At 43.5% G+C, this 17,748-nt stretch carries 17 protein-coding genes; 2 read left to right on the top strand and 15 right to left on the bottom strand.

The genetic code is table 11. From position 1 onward, the window contains the following. Window positions 1-27 precede the first annotated feature (27 nt). The 6 genes from gap to GT508_RS02225 form a co-directional block, all read right to left on the bottom strand. Entirely contained in the window at window positions 28-1,041 is a 1,014-nt protein-coding gene (gene gap, locus GT508_RS02250; RefSeq protein ID WP_006427597.1) for a type I glyceraldehyde-3-phosphate dehydrogenase, read from the bottom strand. A 150-nt stretch (window positions 1,042-1,191) separates the two neighbouring features. Beyond that, complete coding sequence (locus tag GT508_RS02245) at window positions 1,192-2,028, bottom strand: histidinol-phosphatase HisJ family protein (RefSeq protein WP_161143485.1); 837 nt, start codon at window positions 2,026-2,028, stop codon at window positions 1,192-1,194. Between the two features lie 47 nt (window positions 2,029-2,075). After that, window positions 2,076-3,161 (bottom strand): tRNA 2-thiouridine(34) synthase MnmA, encoded by a 1,086-nt coding sequence (gene mnmA / locus GT508_RS02240; protein WP_055181892.1) that lies wholly within the window; start codon window positions 3,159-3,161, stop codon window positions 2,076-2,078. A 15-nt stretch (window positions 3,162-3,176) separates the two neighbouring features. Then, window positions 3,177-3,620, bottom strand: a complete 444-nt coding sequence (gene nifU, locus GT508_RS02235) for a Fe-S cluster assembly scaffold protein NifU (RefSeq protein ID WP_055283401.1) — start codon at window positions 3,618-3,620, stop codon at window positions 3,177-3,179. A 52-nt stretch (window positions 3,621-3,672) separates the two neighbouring features. After that, window positions 3,673-4,854 (bottom strand): cysteine desulfurase NifS, encoded by a 1,182-nt coding sequence (nifS, locus tag GT508_RS02230; protein WP_028085809.1) that lies wholly within the window; start codon window positions 4,852-4,854, stop codon window positions 3,673-3,675. A 56-nt stretch (window positions 4,855-4,910) separates the two neighbouring features. Next, a complete protein-coding gene (locus tag GT508_RS02225; protein ID WP_044924177.1) occupies window positions 4,911-5,375 on the bottom strand; it encodes an RrF2 family transcriptional regulator in 465 nt (154 codons plus the stop codon). A gap of 136 nt (window positions 5,376-5,511) precedes the next feature. Between GT508_RS02225 and GT508_RS02220 the strand changes: the two genes are divergently transcribed. Then, entirely contained in the window at window positions 5,512-6,846 is a 1,335-nt protein-coding gene (locus tag GT508_RS02220) for a polysaccharide biosynthesis protein (RefSeq protein ID WP_161143484.1), read from the top strand. Window positions 6,847-6,933: 87 nt separating this feature from the next. Here the strand turns inward: GT508_RS02220 and GT508_RS02215 are convergent, their stop codons facing one another. From GT508_RS02215 to GT508_RS02175, 9 genes are all read right to left on the bottom strand, one after another. Continuing rightward, window positions 6,934-7,473, bottom strand: a complete 540-nt coding sequence (locus tag GT508_RS02215; RefSeq protein ID WP_055283397.1) for a hypothetical protein — start codon at window positions 7,471-7,473, stop codon at window positions 6,934-6,936. 82 nt (window positions 7,474-7,555) lie between these two features. After that, window positions 7,556-8,107 (bottom strand): NUDIX hydrolase, encoded by a 552-nt coding sequence (locus tag GT508_RS02210; protein ID WP_117597399.1) that lies wholly within the window; start codon window positions 8,105-8,107, stop codon window positions 7,556-7,558. Between the two features lie 88 nt (window positions 8,108-8,195). Further along, the gene (rny, locus tag GT508_RS02205) at window positions 8,196-9,743 is read right to left on the bottom strand and encodes a ribonuclease Y (RefSeq protein ID WP_055283522.1); all 1,548 of its coding nucleotides are present in this window, start codon (window positions 9,741-9,743) and stop codon (window positions 8,196-8,198) included. Between the two features lie 98 nt (window positions 9,744-9,841). After that, window positions 9,842-10,447, bottom strand: a complete 606-nt coding sequence (locus GT508_RS02200) for a regulatory protein RecX (protein ID WP_161143554.1) — start codon at window positions 10,445-10,447, stop codon at window positions 9,842-9,844. 6 nt (window positions 10,448-10,453) lie between these two features. Continuing rightward, window positions 10,454-11,512, bottom strand: coding sequence for a recombinase RecA (gene recA, locus GT508_RS02195; RefSeq protein ID WP_028085816.1), 1,059 nt, complete (start codon window positions 11,510-11,512; stop codon window positions 10,454-10,456). A 162-nt stretch (window positions 11,513-11,674) separates the two neighbouring features. Next, window positions 11,675-13,063, bottom strand: a complete 1,389-nt coding sequence (locus tag GT508_RS02190; protein WP_243144050.1) for a D-alanyl-D-alanine carboxypeptidase family protein — start codon at window positions 13,061-13,063, stop codon at window positions 11,675-11,677. 118 nt (window positions 13,064-13,181) lie between these two features. Further along, window positions 13,182-13,760, bottom strand: a complete 579-nt coding sequence (scpB, locus tag GT508_RS02185; protein WP_028085817.1) for an SMC-Scp complex subunit ScpB — start codon at window positions 13,758-13,760, stop codon at window positions 13,182-13,184. A 10-nt stretch (window positions 13,761-13,770) separates the two neighbouring features. Then, a complete protein-coding gene (locus GT508_RS02180) occupies window positions 13,771-14,523 on the bottom strand; it encodes a segregation and condensation protein A (RefSeq protein ID WP_028085818.1) in 753 nt (250 codons plus the stop codon). Between the two features lie 86 nt (window positions 14,524-14,609). Beyond that, a complete protein-coding gene (locus tag GT508_RS02175; RefSeq protein WP_243144049.1) occupies window positions 14,610-15,488 on the bottom strand; it encodes a metallophosphoesterase in 879 nt (292 codons plus the stop codon). Between the two features lie 117 nt (window positions 15,489-15,605). Here GT508_RS02175 and GT508_RS02170 point away from each other — a divergent pair, with 117 nt between their 5' ends. Then, on the top strand, window positions 15,606-17,393 hold the full coding sequence (locus tag GT508_RS02170) for an aminopeptidase P family N-terminal domain-containing protein (protein WP_161143482.1): 1,788 nt from the start codon (window positions 15,606-15,608) through the stop codon (window positions 17,391-17,393). Window positions 17,394-17,748 lie beyond the last annotated feature (355 nt).

Below are 17,748 nucleotides of genomic sequence, written 5' to 3'. Positions count from 1 at the left end.
TTTGTGAGTCTTAATTCATGCTCTAAATTATGCTAATTCAGAGAAGTATTTGATTGTTCTTACCATCTGGCTAGTGTATGAGTTCTCATTGTCATACCAAGAAACAACCTGAACTTCTGTAGTTCCGTTTTCCAGTGGAAGTACCATTGTCTGAGTAGCATCGAATAATGAACCATATCTCATTCCAACGATATCGCTAGATACGATTTCATCTGTGTTGTATCCGAAGGACTCTGTAGAAGCTGCTTTCATAGCTGCGTTGATTTCATCAACTGTTACATGTCCTTTTACAACTGCTGTAAGGATTGTTGTAGATCCTGTAGGTGTTGGTACACGCTGAGCAGATCCGATTAACTTTCCGTTCAGTTCTGGGATAACAAGTCCGATTGCTTTTGCAGCACCTGTGCTGTTAGGTACGATGTTAACTGCAGCTGCACGAGATCTTCTGAGGTCACCTTTTCTCTGTGGTCCGTCAAGAGTCATCTGATCTCCTGTGTAAGCGTGAATTGTGCACATGATACCAGACTCGATTGGTGCAAGATCGTTAAGAGCTTTTGCCATTGGAGCCAGGCAGTTTGTTGTACAAGAAGCTGCAGAAATTACTGTATCTTCTGGTTTCAGTGTTTCGTGGTTTACGTTATATACGATAGTTGGCAGGTCGTTTCCAGCTGGTGCGGAAATAACAACTTTTCTTGCTCCTGCTTTGATATGAGCAGATGCTTTTTCTTTAGATGTATAGAATCCTGTACACTCCAGAACTACGTCTACACCGATCTCTCCCCAAGGAAGTTCTTCAGCGTTAGCTTTAGCATAGATTTTGATTTCTTTTCCATCAACGATGATAGAATCATCTGTTGCTTTTACAGTATCAGCTAAAGCGTATTTTCCCTGTGAAGAATCATATTTTAACAGGTGTGCAAGCATCTTAGGAGATGTTAAGTCGTTGATTGCTACAACTTCATATCCTTCTGCTCCGAACATCTGTCTGAATGCAAGACGTCCAATACGTCCAAATCCATTAATCGCTACTTTTACTGCCATGATTAATTCCTCCTAAAGTTTGTTTATTAACTACTTATGCAGTCTACATTGTGAAATCTTTCTCAAGCCCTTTAGAAGCTCTATCAAGACCTCTCAACTGCTAATAATTGTACTTTATCTGATACAAAATTTCAAGAGGTTTTCCTATTTTTATATAAGTTGCTTAAAAACAGGCTTTTGTTCAAAAAATTCTGTATAATATTTAAAGCCGCAGGACTTTAAAATTTCTTCTGCCTTTGCAAAATCATACGCAATATGCTCCGGTTTATGTGCATCGGCTCCAATCGTAATGATCTCACCGCCAAGCTCACGATAACGCTTCAATACATCCGGATGTGGATGTGCGAACGGAAGGCCATACTTCAATCCGGCCGAATTCACTTCCAGACCCTTTTCCTTCTCAATCAATAGTTTCAAAATCTCGTCTATAATATCCGCATAATCTGTATACGAATATTCTTTTTCCCTTGATTTTCCATATCTTACAACATAATCCAAATGACCAAGTGTCTGAAAGCAGTCCGAAGTTCTCACATTTTCCAGCGTTGTCTCCATCATCAGACGGTACGCCTCTTTGTCAGTACGGTCTGTAAAAAGCTTTCCTGCCGCAGGATCAGTATATAATATGTTCCCTTCCACATCTTTCTTATACGGAACATTGTGAACCGATCCAATCACGAAATCAAACGGATATTTCTTCGTCAGTTCTTCATAATAATCTTTCAGATATGTCCTAAGTCCCAGTTCTATTCCAATCCTGATATTCAGTTTTCCTGCATATTCTTCCTGAAGTTTCTGCATTTCCACAAAATAAGCATCCACATCAAAGATACCTTCTTCTCCCCATTCCAGATCATCCTTGTCAAAATGATCCGTAAAGCAAATGGTTTTCAACCCTTTTCTGACTGCCTCATCCGCCATATCGCATGGACAGGCTTCGGAATCCGTTGAAAACCATGTGTGCATATGCATATCCGCCTGTATCATAACTTATTCCTCTTTATTTTGTATTTTATCAATATTCTTTATGTTTCCTACTTATCCGCAATGATCGTTCCGCCGCCAAGTACGTATTCTCCGTCATATAATACAACAGCCTGTCCCGGTGTGATCGCTCTCTGCGGCTCTTCAAATGTACAGAGGATCTCATCTTCTCCCGTCTTTTCAACGGTACACCATGCACCTCTGTGATTATAACGAATCTTCGCCCACACTCTTTTCGGCTCTGTCAGATCTTCTACTGTCATGAAATTCACCTGATCTGCGCGCACATAACGGGACATAGATTCCTCATTTGATCCCACTACAACTTCATTGGTTTCCGGGCGGATCTCCAATACGAACACCGGATGTCCGAGAGACAGTCCCAGACCTTTTCTCTGTCCCACCGTATAATGAATGATTCCTTTATGTTTTCCGACAACCGTTCCATCCGAAAGCACGAAATTGCCCGGCGTAATCTTTGCATCTGAATTTTCTTCGATATAAGACGCATAATCTCCATCTGACACAAAGCAGATATCCTGACTGTCCGGCTTATGTGCAACAAGAAGGCCTATTTCATCTGCCATTGCACGGATCTGATCTTTTGTATATTCTCCAACCGGCATCAGTGTCTTCGAAAGCTGATCCTGTGTAAGGTTATAAAGTGCATATGTCTGATCTTTTGCCGCAGTCGCAGAATTACGGATTGCATATCTTCCATTCGACAGCTTCTCTACCCTAGCATAATGTCCCGTTGCTATATACTCCGCACCAATATCAAGGCTTCGCTTTAATAATGATTCCCATTTCACATATCGGTTACAGGCGATACACGGGTTCGGCGTTCTGCCATGCAGATAATCATCGATAAAATAATCAATGACATTTTCTTTAAATTCTTTTTTAAAATTCATGACATAATACGGAATATCCAGCGCTGCTGCCACTCTTCTGGCATCATCCACTGCACTGAGTCCACAACAGCCGCCATGTTCTTCCATCGCGGCTTCTTCTTCATCCTGCCAGATCTGCATCGTAACTCCTATTACATCATATCCCTGATTTTTTAAAAGCCAGGCTGCCACGGAGGAGTCAACCCCTCCGGACATCCCGACTACAACTTTTTTCTTTTCCATATAAAGTTCTCCGGCTTAGTATTCTTCCTCTTCTGCCTCTTCACCTTCGTGAATATCAGACTTCGGTTTCTCGAGTCCTTCAATCTTAATATCATGCTTCTCTGCGTAGTCCCATAAAGCTGCGTGGATTGCTTCCTCCGCAAGCAGTGAGCAGTGTACTTTTACCGGCGGAAGTCCGTCAAGCGCTTCCATAACTGCTTTATTTGTAACTTCCATTGCTTCCTGGATTGTCTTTCCTTTTACCATCTCTGTTGCCATACTGCTGGTTGCAACAGCTGCGCCACATCCGAACGTTTTAAATTTTACGTCACGGATGATCTGATTGTCGTCGATATCAAGGTAAATTCTCATGATATCTCCACATTTTGCATTTCCTACGGTTCCAACGCCACTGGCATTTTCAATTTCTCCTACATTTCTTGGATGTTCAAAATGATCCATTACTTTTTCTGAATACATATCTCAATTACTCCTTTTATATCTTTTATCTGAATTTTTATTCCTGTCTCTGTTATTTCTGTTTTTTGATAAAGTCTTCATACAGAGGAGACATTTCTCTTAAATGTGCAACAATTTCTTTCAGATTGTCTACAACATAGTCAATGTCTTCTTTCTCAATCTCTTCGTTCAATGTCAGACGCAGAGATCCATGTGCAATTTCATGTGGCAGACCAATCGCAAGCAATACATGGGACGGATCCAGTGATCCGGATGTACATGCAGATCCGCTGGATGCACAGATTCCTTTCATATCAAGTTTGATCAGAAGAGATTCTCCTTCTACAAACTGAAAACTGAAGTTGGCATTGTTCGGAAGGCGGTCTGTTCTGTGTCCGTTCAGACGGCAGTATGGGATTTCATTCAGGACTCTGTCGATCAGATAATCTCTGACTTCTCTTTCTTTCGCTGTTCTTTCTTCCATATTCGCTGCTGCACGTTTTGCTGCAGTTCCGATTCCTACGATTCCCGGAACATTCTCTGTACCTGCACGGCGTTTTCTCTCCTGTGCTCCGCCATGAATAAATGAACGGATCTTTACTCCTGTACGGATGTACATGATTCCGATTCCCTTCGGTCCGTTGAACTTGTGTCCGCTGGCACTTAACATATCAATATGACATTCATCTACATTAATTGGAAGCTGTCCGAAAGCCTGTACCGCATCTGTATGGAACAGGATTCCATGCTCATGAGCGATTTCTCCGATCTCTTTGATCGGCTGAATCGTACCAATCTCATTATTTGCAAACATAACAGAGATCAGGATGGTTGTCGGACGGATTGCCGCTTTTAAATCATCCAATTTTACTTTACCATCTTCATCTACATCCAGATATGTGATCTCGAATCCTCTTTTTTCAAGATATTCAGCTGTATGAAGAATTGCGTGGTGCTCAATCTTTGTTGTGATAATGTGATTTCCTTTGTTGGCATAAGCTTCCGCTGTACATTTCAATGCCCAGTTATCAGATTCGGATCCGCCGCCTGTGAAATATATCTCATTCGTCTTTGCACCGATCATTTCAGCAATTGCATCTCTCTGCTGGTTGATTACTTCTTTATTTGCAGCCGCAAAACTGTAAACACTGGATGGATTTCCGAATTTTTCTGTAAAATACGGAAGCATCGCTTCTACAACTTCCGGTGCTGTCTTTGTTGTTGCCGCATTGTCAAGATATAATAATTTACTCATTTTATCTCCTCCATTTTTTGTATATTCTGTAATATTTCTTTTATCAGATTTCTTTCTTACTGACTGCATTTTGGATTCTCACATTCGCCATCCGGATTGATGCTTTTGCTCTCTCTGATCAGTTCATCCAGCATGATCTGGTTCACTGTGTCATTGATACTGTCATTAATCTTCTGCCATACGTACTTTGTCACGCATCCGTCTGACGCCATGCACCCTTCTCCTGTTGTGGTATCAAAGGCCGCACACTTAACCGGCTCCAGACTTCCCTCCAGTGCCCTTAAGATATCTCCGACAGAGATTTCCGATGGTTTTTTCTCCAATACATAACCGCCAGAGGCTCCACGAATGCTTTTCACCAGCCCCGCCTTTTTCAGAAGTGCTACAAGCTGTTCCAGATATCGTTCTGAAATTCCCTGTCTTGCGGCCACACTGCCGATTGACACCGGTTCTTTCTCACTGTATCTGGCAAGATCTATCATGGCACGCAGTCCATATTTCCCTTTCGTGGAAAGTTTCATCTTATCACCTCTTTTAATCCCCAGTATTTTACTAGGATTTTTACTTCTGTAGAATATCACTGCTTTTTGGTTCTGTCAAGCACTATTCCGGAATAACTTATAAAGATACAATCCTGTCATAAAAAAGGAGTCTTTCATGTCCAGAAAGCAAGCACTTATACGCGGAACCGCAGTTCTCACAGTCACGAGTCTGTCCACCCGGTTTATGGGATTTTTCTACCGCATGTTTCTAAGTCATACCTTCGGGGAAGAAAATGTAGGGCTGTATCAGCTTGTCTTTCCTGTCTATGCACTTGGTATCTCTCTATCCTGTGCAGGAATGGAACTCGCCCTGTCCCGATGCGTTGCCAGGGAAGCAGCGGCCGGCAGAATGCAGAAAGCACGGGAATTGTTAAAAGCGAGTCTGATCTTTACTTTTTTCATTTCCTGTATGATCTCTCTTTTCATCCGGCAGAATGCAGATACCATTGCGCTGACTTTTCTCCGCGATTCCAGATGCAGCAGTCTTTTGTTCTTATTATCTTACACATTTCCATTTGCATCCATTCACAGCTGCATCTGTGGATACTCGCTGGGACTGAAACAGACAAAGATTCCGGCTGTATCCCAGCTTCTGGAGCAGGCATTCCGCATTTTGTCCGTCATTGTCATCTGTATGTACTGTTCCAGACAGGGGCAGAACATCTCGATCGCATTCGCTGTAGCCGGCCTCACATTCGGAGAGATTGCCGCTTCTTTTTACAGCCTGCACTCCATCCGGCAGTCCTGGAAGCCGATTTCAGAAAAAAGCAGAAGTGTTTTCCTTCCCCCTGCTGCATTCCGCCGGCATTTACAGAGACTTCTGGAACACGCTCTTCCACTTACCGCAAGCCGCGTATTCTTAAATATCCTGCAAAGTGTGGAAGCTGTCTCTATCCCTGTCTGCCTCCAATATTACGGAATGCCGGCTGCACAATCCCTGCAGACCTATGGTGTTCTTACCGGGATGGCACTTCCGTGTATTTTATTTCCATCCGCAGTTACCAATGCCGTTTCTTCCATGCTTCTGCCGACGGTAGCCGGGCTTCAGGAAATGAAAGACCGGCAGCAACTTCGTTCCTTAATTTTAAAAATCACCTGTTCCTGCATTTTGCTTGGATGTTTTTGTTGTGGTGTTCTTCTGATACTCGGGAAATGGATTGGAATTTTTCTGTTCAAAAGTCCGCTTGCCGGAAATTTTATTCTGACACTCGCATGGATCTGTCCGTTTCTGTATACGAACACTGTACTTCTCAGCATGATCAACGGACTGGGAAAGACTACCTGTTCTTTTCTGTTCAACCTTTTCAGCCTCTGCATACGGATCACCGGTGTCTTTCTTTTCATCCCCGCCGCCGGAATCAGCGGATATCTGAACGGTCTGCTGATCAGCCAGATATTCCTGTTTCTTTGCTGCATTCTCCGGTTATCTGTATACGCCGGCAAATATTAACTGATTTTCCGCATAAAAAAGAACCGATACATGATATAAAACATATTTTTCCATGTATCGGTTCTTTTATTCTACATTTTTGTATATTTACAGTGTCTTCAAAAACAAGCCTGTAAGTACCGGATTTACATAACACTCTGTAATGATCCCCAGCATCAGGAACAGGCCAAGCCGGATACTTCTTCCCGCATCCCATCTCACCATTGGATATTCCAGCATATAGCGGAATAACACGATCCCTGCCATTGCATAAAAGATTCCCTGTGGTGCGAGTGCGGTAACGATGAGTACGATCCCTTTGCTTCCTAATTTTATGATTGCCATACAGATTACCATACCAAAACAGAATCCAAGCCATACCACTGTCAGCATAACTGCCGTTTTCCTGTAGCGCGTTCCTGCTGCAGCCAAAAGCAGCACAAACGGAGTTCCTCTGCTTTTTACCAGATACCACAAATACGCTTCATATACGATGTCTGCCCGGTTATATTGTTCCAGAAAATACTGGTTCAGTATTCCGATATCCAGCACATACTGTTTCATCCAGAGATTTGCACTGCATATCCCCAGCAAAAAACCTGTCATTCCTGCCAAAAGCACATATTTTTGTTCGCCTTGTATCCTCACACAGCATTCTCCTTTTTTTCGTCCGGATACTTCATTATATGTGCTATTCCCGTGGATATGCTTTTATCGCAGTTTATCTGTTCTATGCATTCTGTCCATGCAGATACTTCGACTCATACGCAAGGATTGCTGCCATCGTCTTGGAATCCTGAATCTTTCCTTCAAAGATCATCTCCTTGAGTTCTTCCAGTTTGTAAGCTTTCACATCTACAAATTCATCTTCATCCAGATGCTGTTCCCCCGGAATCAGATTCCTTGCAACAAAGACTTCAATTCTTTCATCACAGAACGCAACCGTTGTACGGATTGTAAGGAGCCATTCCAGATCATCGGAACTGTACCCGGTCTCTTCCTTCAGTTCCCGAGATGCACATACAATCCCTTCTTCATCCGGATCATCCAGCTTGCCCGCTGGGATCTCCAATGTATCTCTTTCCAACGCATTCCGATACTGTTTTACCATCAGTATCTTACCATCATCCATAACCGGAATAACTGCTGCCGCTCCGTCATGATGGATAAAATCCCAGTCTTCCGTATTTCCATTGGAAAACTTCATATGGTCTTTATATACTTTCAAAACAGTCCCCTGGTATGCCAGTTCTCTTCCCATACGCTTTACGTCTTCACTCATATCTTTTCCTCCCGATTCTGCTATTTGTTTTGATAACAAAAAACCGGCTGACACATGGATCAACCGGTTTTTGTCATTCATTTATCTTCTACTTGGCATAGTCTGTAACACGTGACTCACGGATTACATTGACTTTAATCTGTCCTGGATATTCTAATTCAAATTCAATCTGTTTCGCAATATCTCTAGCCAGCAATACCATATCTGCATCAGATACTTGTTCTGGAACTACCATAACACGAATCTCTCTACCTGCTTGAATTGCAAAAGATTTATCAACACCCTTGAACTGGTTGGTGATATCTTCTAATTGTTTTAACCTGTTTGTGTATGTTTCTAATGTTTCTCTTCTTGCGCCCGGCCTTGCTGCCGAAATCGTGTCTGCAGCCTGTACCACACACGCAATCAGAGTTTCCGGTTCTACATCTCCGTGATGTGCTTCTACTGCATTGATCACAGTAGCAGATTCTTTGTATTTTCTACAAAGATCCACACCAATCTGAATATGAGAGCCTTCTACGTCATGATCGATCGATTTACCGATGTCATGAAGAAGTCCTGCACGTTTTGCAAGTCTGACATCTAATCCGATCTCTCCTGCAAGAAGTCCTGACAACTGAGCCACTTCAACGGAATGCTTTAAAGCATTCTGTCCGTAACTTGTTCTGAACTTCATACGTCCGAGAAGTTTGAGCAGTTCCGGATGAATTCCGTGCACTCCAACTTCCAGTGCGGCTGATTCACCCTCTTCACGAATCATCGTGTCAACTTCTTTCTGCGCTTTTTCAACCATCTCCTCAATTCTTGCCGGATGAATACGTCCGTCAACAATCAGCTTCTCCAGCGCGATTCTTGCAACTTCTCTTCTTATCGGATCAAATCCGGAAAGAACCACTGCTTCCGGCGTATCATCAATAATGAGTTCTACACCCGTCAGCGTTTCTAAAGTACGGATATTACGTCCTTCACGTCCGATAATTCTTCCTTTCATTTCATCACTTGGAAGCTGTACAACCGAAATTGTAGTTTCCGCAACATGATCTGCCGCACATCTCTGGATAGCAGTAACAACATATTCTTTTGCCTTCTTGTCTGCCTCTTCCTTTGCCTGCGCTTCTAATTCCTTGATCATCTTTGCAGTGTCATGTTTTACATCTTCTTCAACAGTTTTTAACAAATATTCTTTTGCCTGTTCGGAGGTAAGTCCTGAGATTCTTTCTAGTTCCTGTACACGTTGCTGACTCAGCTCTTCCACTTTCGCTTCGCGCTGCTTCAGTTCTTCTTCTTTCGCTGTAAATCCTGCTTCTCGTCTTTCAATGGCCTCTGATTTTTTATCAAGAGCTTCCTCTTTAGAAAGTACACGCTTCTCGTAACGCTGCAATTCCGATCTGCGTTCCTTCGTCTCTTTTTCAAGTTCGTTCTTATTTCTGATAGACTCTTCCTTGATCTCCAAAAGAGACTCCTTCTTCTTGGTCTCCGCTGTCTTTACTGCATCATCAATGATCTCTCTGGCCTTTGCCTCTGCATTTCCGATTTTGGATTCTGCATTGTTCTTCAGGTTGGAGACTGTCAAAAAATGACTGAGCACAGCGGCCGCAACAGCCACAACGATAAGTACGATTGCTACAACAATCATTGTTCCTATCGGCACAGGAGCACCTCCTTATTAAATTTTCATTGTACGATTATTACAACAAAACAATTTTATACTTTTTACACAAATATGTCAAGCTTTCACTCACAAACTTGTAACACATTGCGGACATCCTGATAACTGAATCCTTTACGCATCAGATAACCCATCATTTTCTGTTTTTCCTTCACATCGGCTGTTTCCGGATTATAACTTCTCTTCCGCATCAGTGCCTCGATCGCCTGTCTGGAATCTTTCTCCCCGTAGTCCACTTCTTCAAATACCTGTTCTACAATTTCTGCCGGAACCCCTTTTTGCAAAAGTGCCGCATAAAGTTCTTTTTTACTTTTCCGATCTTTCCTGCTGTCAATAAAGCTCCTTGCATATTCCATATCATTAATGTAGCCGAAGGACTTCACATACCGGATTGCCGCCTCCACTGCATCTTCCGCATAGCCGCCCTGTTTTAACTTGGTCCTAAGCTGTGATTCTGTTCTTCCCATATCGGAAAGCAGATGCATTGCCCGCAGCTTCGCCCTCTTAATAACGATCAGGCGGAGGCTGTCATAGATGTCATCTTCGATCACAGATTCTTCCGCTATATGATAACGGGACAGTTCGCCCTTATAGAGAGTAAAGGCAAACTGTCCGTCTAAATACACTTTATATCTTGTCTTTGACAGCGGTTCTATCTTCGTAACCGTCATCATATATTATTCTTCCTCTTTTGTGATTCCTTCTGCTGCAGCTTCTTCGGTCTCTTCCATGTCACCTTCCGCTCCAATATGATAGTGTGCACGGATGTTCTGCTCCAGCTCTTCCATGATCTCCGGATGTTCGGAAAGATATGTCTTCGCATTCTCTCTTCCCTGACCGATCTTGTCACCATTGTATGCGAACCATGCACCGCTCTTGCTTACCAGATCACATTTCACTGCAAGATCCAGGATATCTCCTTCTTTAGAAATTCCCTTACCGAACATAATATCGAATTCTGCCTCTTTAAACGGAGGTGCAATCTTATTCTTCACGATCTTCACACGGGTTCTGTTACCAACCATCTCACCGCTCTGCTTCAGTGTCTCAATTCTTCTGACATCCATACGTACAGACGAATAGAACTTCAGCGCACGTCCACCGGTTGTAGTCTCCGGATTACCGAACATTACACCCACCTTCTCACGCAGCTGATTGATAAAGATAACTACACAGTTAGACTTGCTGATTACCGGTGTCAGCTTACGAAGTGCCTGGGACATCAGTCTTGCCTGCAGTCCGACATGGCTGTCTCCCATATCTCCTTCGATCTCCTGCTTCGGAACCAGTGCGGCAACAGAATCGACTACGATAATATCCATTGCTCCTGATCTTACCATTGTCTCTGTGATCTCCAACGCCTGATCTCCACTGTCCGGCTGTGAAATATAAAGTTCATCAATATCTACTCCGATATTCTTCGCATAAACAGGATCCAGCGCATGCTCTGCATCGATAAATCCTGCAATACCGCCTCTCTTCTGTACTTCTGCGATCATATGTAATGCAACCGTCGTCTTACCGCTGGACTCCGGTCCATAGATCTCAACAATACGTCCCTTCGGTACTCCGCCAAGTCCCAGTGCAAGATCCAGACTTAATGAACCGGTAGGAATGGTCTCTACTGCTACCTGTGCTGACGGATCTCCCAGACGCATAACTGTTCCTTTACCGAAATCTTTCTCTAATTTTGCGATCGCCGCATCCAATGCGCGCTTTTTATCTTCATTTGCCATGTTAATTCTCCTTTTTCGTTCATCGAACGAGTGTTCGTCCTTTGGTTAATATAGTATTATACTTCATCCCGAATGTCAATATTTAATTTTCCCCTCATCATTTTTCTCTTGTATATTCTGGAATACTCTACAGAAATGTAAAAGAATACAACCATCTGTGATTCAGACATATTTAACATACCACACAAGGCTTTCCAGCGTCAAGAATTTTGCCGTTACTATTTTCATGCATTTTTCCCAGGTTCTTTTTTCAACTGCACGCTCCGTTACAACCACATTTTCTGCAATTTTTTCATCAGCAAGATAATACGAAACGGTTCCTGCTTTTTCTCCTTTTTTTACTGGTGCTTTTTTGCATTTTACCGTCTTTATTTCCATGCGGATCTCTTCTTCCTCCCGCAGCAGGATTTTTTTTGATTTCTCGCTGTTCTTCACTCTCAACGAGATCTTTTCTGAGGTCTGATACGGAATTTCCGGATCAAATGCATCCACTATCAGTAATTTATCCGGTACCGTATTCCTGTACGCTTCCCGGTAGTGATAATGTTCCAGTCCATACTCCATCAACCTCCTGGTATCTTTCCATTTATATCCTTTATTATCCGGCCATCCGCATGCCAGAAGTGCCACGATAAAGGTACGCTCATCCCGTCTTAAGCTTCCCACATAACAATATCCCGCCTCTGCCGTAAATCCCGTCTTGCCGCTCAGTGCCCCGTCCATCATATCCAGAAATGCATTATGATTATGACACGAAAATGTACGCTTCCTGTCTGTATCCTGGAACTGATATTCCTTCGTCCGGGTCACTTCAAGAAATGTCTCCTTTTCCCCGGATGTCATAATACAGTACCGCATGATCTTCGCCAGATCTTCCGCCGTTGTAGAATGTACGCCGCCTTCATCTTCCGCATCCAGTCCGTTCGGCGTAATGAAGTGGGTGTTCTTGCAGCCGATCTCTGCAGCTTTTGCATTCATTTCTTTTGCAAATTCTTCTACACTTCCGGCAATGCCCTCTGCCACAGCCACAGCGCTGTCATTATGCGATTCCAGCATCAGGGAATACAACAGGTCTTTGATGTAGAACACTTCCCCTTTCTGCATCCCAAGATGTACCTTCGGCTGGGACGCAGCCTGATCCGATACTTCTATCGTCTGATCCGGATGTTCCCGCAAGTATTCCAACGCAAGGATACACGTCATGATCTTCGTTGTACTTGCCATCGGACGGACCACATCTGCATCCTTCCCGAACAATACCCGGCCGCTGTCCGCATCCATCAGCACCGCCGATCTGGCATAAAGTTCTGCCGGTTCATCCCCGAACACCCGCTTCGCATTCTGTGCAGCAGCATCGTTCTCCGTTCCATCCGTCTGCTTCTGTGCCTCTTTTTTCCCCGATTCGGTCAGAATCTTTCCGGCAGTCTCCGTATTCTCTGCCCACCTTTTATTCCTTGATTCCAAACTCTGTATACGGCATGCCATGCCCATGCCGGCAATCAATACCACCAGCAATACCACCGATACGATTTTATGCGGCCGTCTTTTCATATTTCTCCACTCCGGGTATATTCCGTTAAGAAAATATATGCCCGAAAAAACAAAAAAATCACTCCACCGGCTGTCTGCCGCGTGAAATGATTTTCCATGTTATTTCCTGCCACATCTTCTATATATCTAATTTTAACTGTACTTCTTCTTCTGCTTCTTCCTTGAACGACTCTACCTGTTCCGGATTCGGACTTGGCAAATCATCCAGCGAATGAATACTGAACCGGCGCAGGAATTCTTCCGTTGTTCCGAAAAGGATCGGTTTTCCCGGAGCGTCCAGACGTCCTCTTTCGCACACCAGATTATATTCCACTAATTTATTCACCGCATGGTCTGATTTCACCCCGCGGATCTTTTCGATCTCAAGCTTTGTGACCGGCTGCTTATATGCAATGATCGACAATGTCTCCAAAAGGACATCAGTAAGAACGTGTTTTTTCGGCTGGGATGCCACACGGATCAGATATTCATACATCTCTGTCTTTGTACACATCTGATACGCACCGTCCAGTTCTATAATGCGGATTCCTCTGTCTTCGGCCGCATATTTATCCATCAGCTTATGTATCACCTTACGGGTCGTTGCTTCATCCTGTTCCAATGCTCGGGCAATCTTCCCGACCTCTACAGAATCCCCCATTGTAAAAAGAATCGCTTCAATGATTCCTTCCATCTGTTTTATTTTTAACTTTGCCATGTTCTCTTCCCTATACTTCTTCCACTTTCGATGTGATCATAATCTCATCAAACGGCTGATTCTGCTCGATAAAAATCACGCCTTCTTTCATCAACTGCAGGATTGCAAGAAATGTGACGACTACCTGCACCTTAGAACTTTGCTTTTTTAACAGTGCACGGAATCCGAATTTTCTATGAGATCTCGCATATTCCGTTACATAATCAAGCTTGTCCGGAAGTGTTACTTCTTCCTTCTCGATCTTGCCGAATTTACTTCGTACCGGGTCAACCTTACTTTCCTGCCGTTTCATCACTTCTTTGAAAATGCGGTTGAGCTGCACCAGCGTCAGATCGCCCAGCAGTTTATCCAGATCTACCGGCGGAACATATCCTTTCACTTCATCCGGGATCGATGCCGTCTTATACATGATCCGATCACCGTCCAGCTCCCGGTCTTTCAACTCATAGGACATGAATTTATACATCTTGTATTCCAGCAATTGTTCTACCAGTTCCTGTCTCGGATCCTCTTCTTCTCCCTCTTCGTTCACTTCTTTGGGAAGAAGCATCCTGCATTTGATATCCAGAAGCGTCGCTGCCATCACAAGAAATTCGCTCATAATATTCAGATCTTCTTTCTGCATGGCTTTGATGTATTCCATATACTGGTTCGTGATCTCAACGATTGGAATATCGTAGATATCTATTTTATTTTTTTCAATCAAATGTAACAGCAGGTCTAACGGACCTTCAAACACCTGTAATTTTACCGGAATTCCCATACACATCCTCCATTGTCACAACTTAATTATTATACAGGACATCTGAAAATTACTCAAGTCTTTATCTTTTATTTACTTTCTCTCATTTACATTTCTTCCGAAGTGCCGGACAGTTCAAGAACGATCAGTTCCGGCCAGTTCCACAATCTTACCGGCACAGAATGTGTTCCCAGTCCGCGGCTTACGACCACCGTCTGTGCTCCTTCCCTGTATATTCCTCCGGAGTATTTTGGAAATAGTGTAAAATCCGGTGAAATCACCCCGCCGATCCCCGGAAGCTGCATCACACCCCCGTGATAATGTCCGCTCAGGATCAGATCTGCTCCATATTCCAGATATTCCTGTATATATCCGGGATGATGTGCAAGCAGGATCTGATATTCCTCACCGTGCTCTCCTATACGGTCTGTGATCTCTTTTAACGGAAGGTCTTTCTTCCCCAATCTTGCATATGCCCCAAGCGGAATCTCCAACCCGGAGATTCTTACAGGTGCTTCATCCAATCTTACCGTCTCCGAAGCATTTTCAAGCATATATATTCCGCATGCTGTCAGTGCCTTCTTATATCCTTCATAAGACTGTTCATACTTATCCGGCAGTTCTTTCAGCTTCTGTTCATGATTACCATTCGCACAGTAGACCGGGCAGATTGCCGGAAGTTTTTCCAGGAAGCGTACCGTCCTGTCATAGGAATTGCCATCCTTTCTGACCAACATATCCCCTCCGATCAGGATCAGATCCGGATGTTGGTTTTTGATGCTTTCCAGCAAGCGCTCATTTTCTTTTCCGTACATCCGGTTGTGCAGATCACTCAGAAATATGATCTTCTTTGTCCCCCTGATTCCATTTAACTTCGGCGAACAAATCCGGTACTTCGTCAGACGGAAATCCCGCAGTTCTCTTGCCGTTTCTATCATACAGTATAAAATGAAAACCGACATAATTATCAGAATTATTTTTATCAATTTTAATTTCTCCTTTACATATTGATTTATTATATAATTCTTTCTGTTCATTTTCAATTAATTGTGCTAAAATTCATTCTTGTAGGTTATTCAATTCATTATAAGGAGGTTTTTGTTATGAATATACCAGAACGAATCTCCGCTCTTCGCGCATTAATGGAAGAACGAGGATATGACGTCTACATGGTTCCTACCGATGATTTTCATCAGAGTGAATATGTCGGCGATCATTTTAAAGTAAGAGAATATATCACAGGATTTACAGGTTCTGCCGGAACTGCTGTCTTCACAAAGGATGAAGCAGGCCTCTGGACTGACGGAAGATATTTTCTTCAGGCTGACCAGCAGTTAGCCGGAACAGGCGTAAAGCTCTATAAGATGGGCGAGCCTGGCGTTCCTACAGTAGAAGAATTTATTGCTTCTGCATTACCGGAAGGTGGTACACTCGGATTCGACGGACGTGTCGTTGCCATCGAAGAGGGAGCTGCACTGGAAGAAGCCGTTGCTTCTAAAGATGCCAAGATCAACTATTCCGAAGATCTTGTCGGAGAAGTATGGACAGACCGTCCTGCGCTTTCTGAAAAGCCGGCTTTCGCACTCGGCGAAGAATACACAGGTGAAAGTACAGAGAGCAAACTTGCACGTGTCCGTGAGGCTATGAAAAAGGCAGGTGCCGATGTACATGTTATCGCTGCACTTGACGATGTATGCTGGATCACGAATTTACGTGGAGATGATGTAGATTTCTTCCCATTATTACTTTCTTATGCAGTCATCACAATGGACGAAATGAAGCTTTACATCGATGAACGCAAATTAAATGACGATATGAAATCTGATCTTGCAAAGAACAACATCACCATCCATCCGTATAATGCAATCTATGAGGACATCAAGAACTTAGACACCGCATCTACTGTTCTGGTAGACCCGAACCGTCTGAACTATGCATTGTTCAACAACATTCCTGGCGGCACAAAGGTTGTTCAGCAGGTGAACCCGACGATTGCAATGAAGGCAAAGAAAAATGATGTCGAGATCAGAAACATCATCAACGCTCATAAAAAAGATGCCGTAGCCATGACAAAATGGATGTACTGGCTGAAGACAAATATCGGCAAGATCGAGATCACAGAGCTCAGTGCTGCTGCTAAACTGGAAACATTTCGTAAAGAACAGGAAGGTTACTTATGGCAGAGTTTTGAACCAATCTGCGCTTCCGCTGAGCATGCTGCGATCGTTCACTATGAACCGACTCCGGAGACCGATGTTCCTCTGACACAGAACGGATTATTCCTGACCGATACAGGCGGAGGATACTTAGAAGGTTCTACCGATATCAGCCGTACTTTTGCATTTGGTGAACTCACACAGCAGATGAAAGAAGATTTCACAACTGTATTACAGTGTAACTTCAATCTTGCACATGCCGTGTTCCTTGAAGGAACTACCGGATACAACCTGGATGTTCTGGCCAGAATGCCGGCATGGAGACGTGGCATCAACTTTAACCACGGTACCGGACATGATGTCGGATATCTGATGAACATCCACGAAGCTTCCTGCGGATTCCGCTGTGCGATCCGTGAAAAAGAACAGGCTCCTCTGATGGACGGACTTGTCATCACAGACGAACCTGGTATCTATATCGAAGGCAGCCACGGAGTCCGTACAGAGAACGAACTTCTGGTAAGAAAAGGTCCTAAGAATGAATATGGACAGTTCCTGTACTTTGAACCTATCACATACGTACCGATCGATCTGGATGCGATTATTCCTGAAATGTTAACCGATCAGGAGCGCGAGCAGTTAAATGAGTATCATAAGAAGGTTTATGAGATTGTTGCTCCGCATCTTAGTGATGAGGAACGTGAGTGGTTGAAGGAATATACCCGGGCTATTTAAATTTAGTTGGGATTTAATTTAGAAGGCATGACTACCCGGACCTGCATAAAAAGTAGGAAGCCGTTCCTGTTCAGGTTCCGTCGGTGGGAAATACTAAAGCGTCAAAATTATGCTAAAAACGGGCTTCCGAAATTTGCAACTCGCCATTCGGCTCAAACAAGCAAATTCCGAAAACCCAACGCATAATTTTGACGCTTAACTATTTCCAACACCTTCTTCACATTCACTGGAACGGCTTTCTACTTTTTATTCCGTGGGTGTCGAATGCCTTACCAATTAAATGGCAATTGCGTAACGGTTGTGACAGCGGAAGGTTACAGTAATCAGCTGTCATTAGCGGATTTTCAAGGCTTTT

This window comes from Dorea sp. BIOML-A1, assembly GCF_009875615.1.
Lineage (GTDB): Bacteria > Bacillota > Clostridia > Lachnospirales > Lachnospiraceae > Dorea_A > Dorea_A amylophila.
Note: the sequence above shows the minus strand (reverse complement) of the source record. Positions and strands in the feature narration are given on the sequence as shown.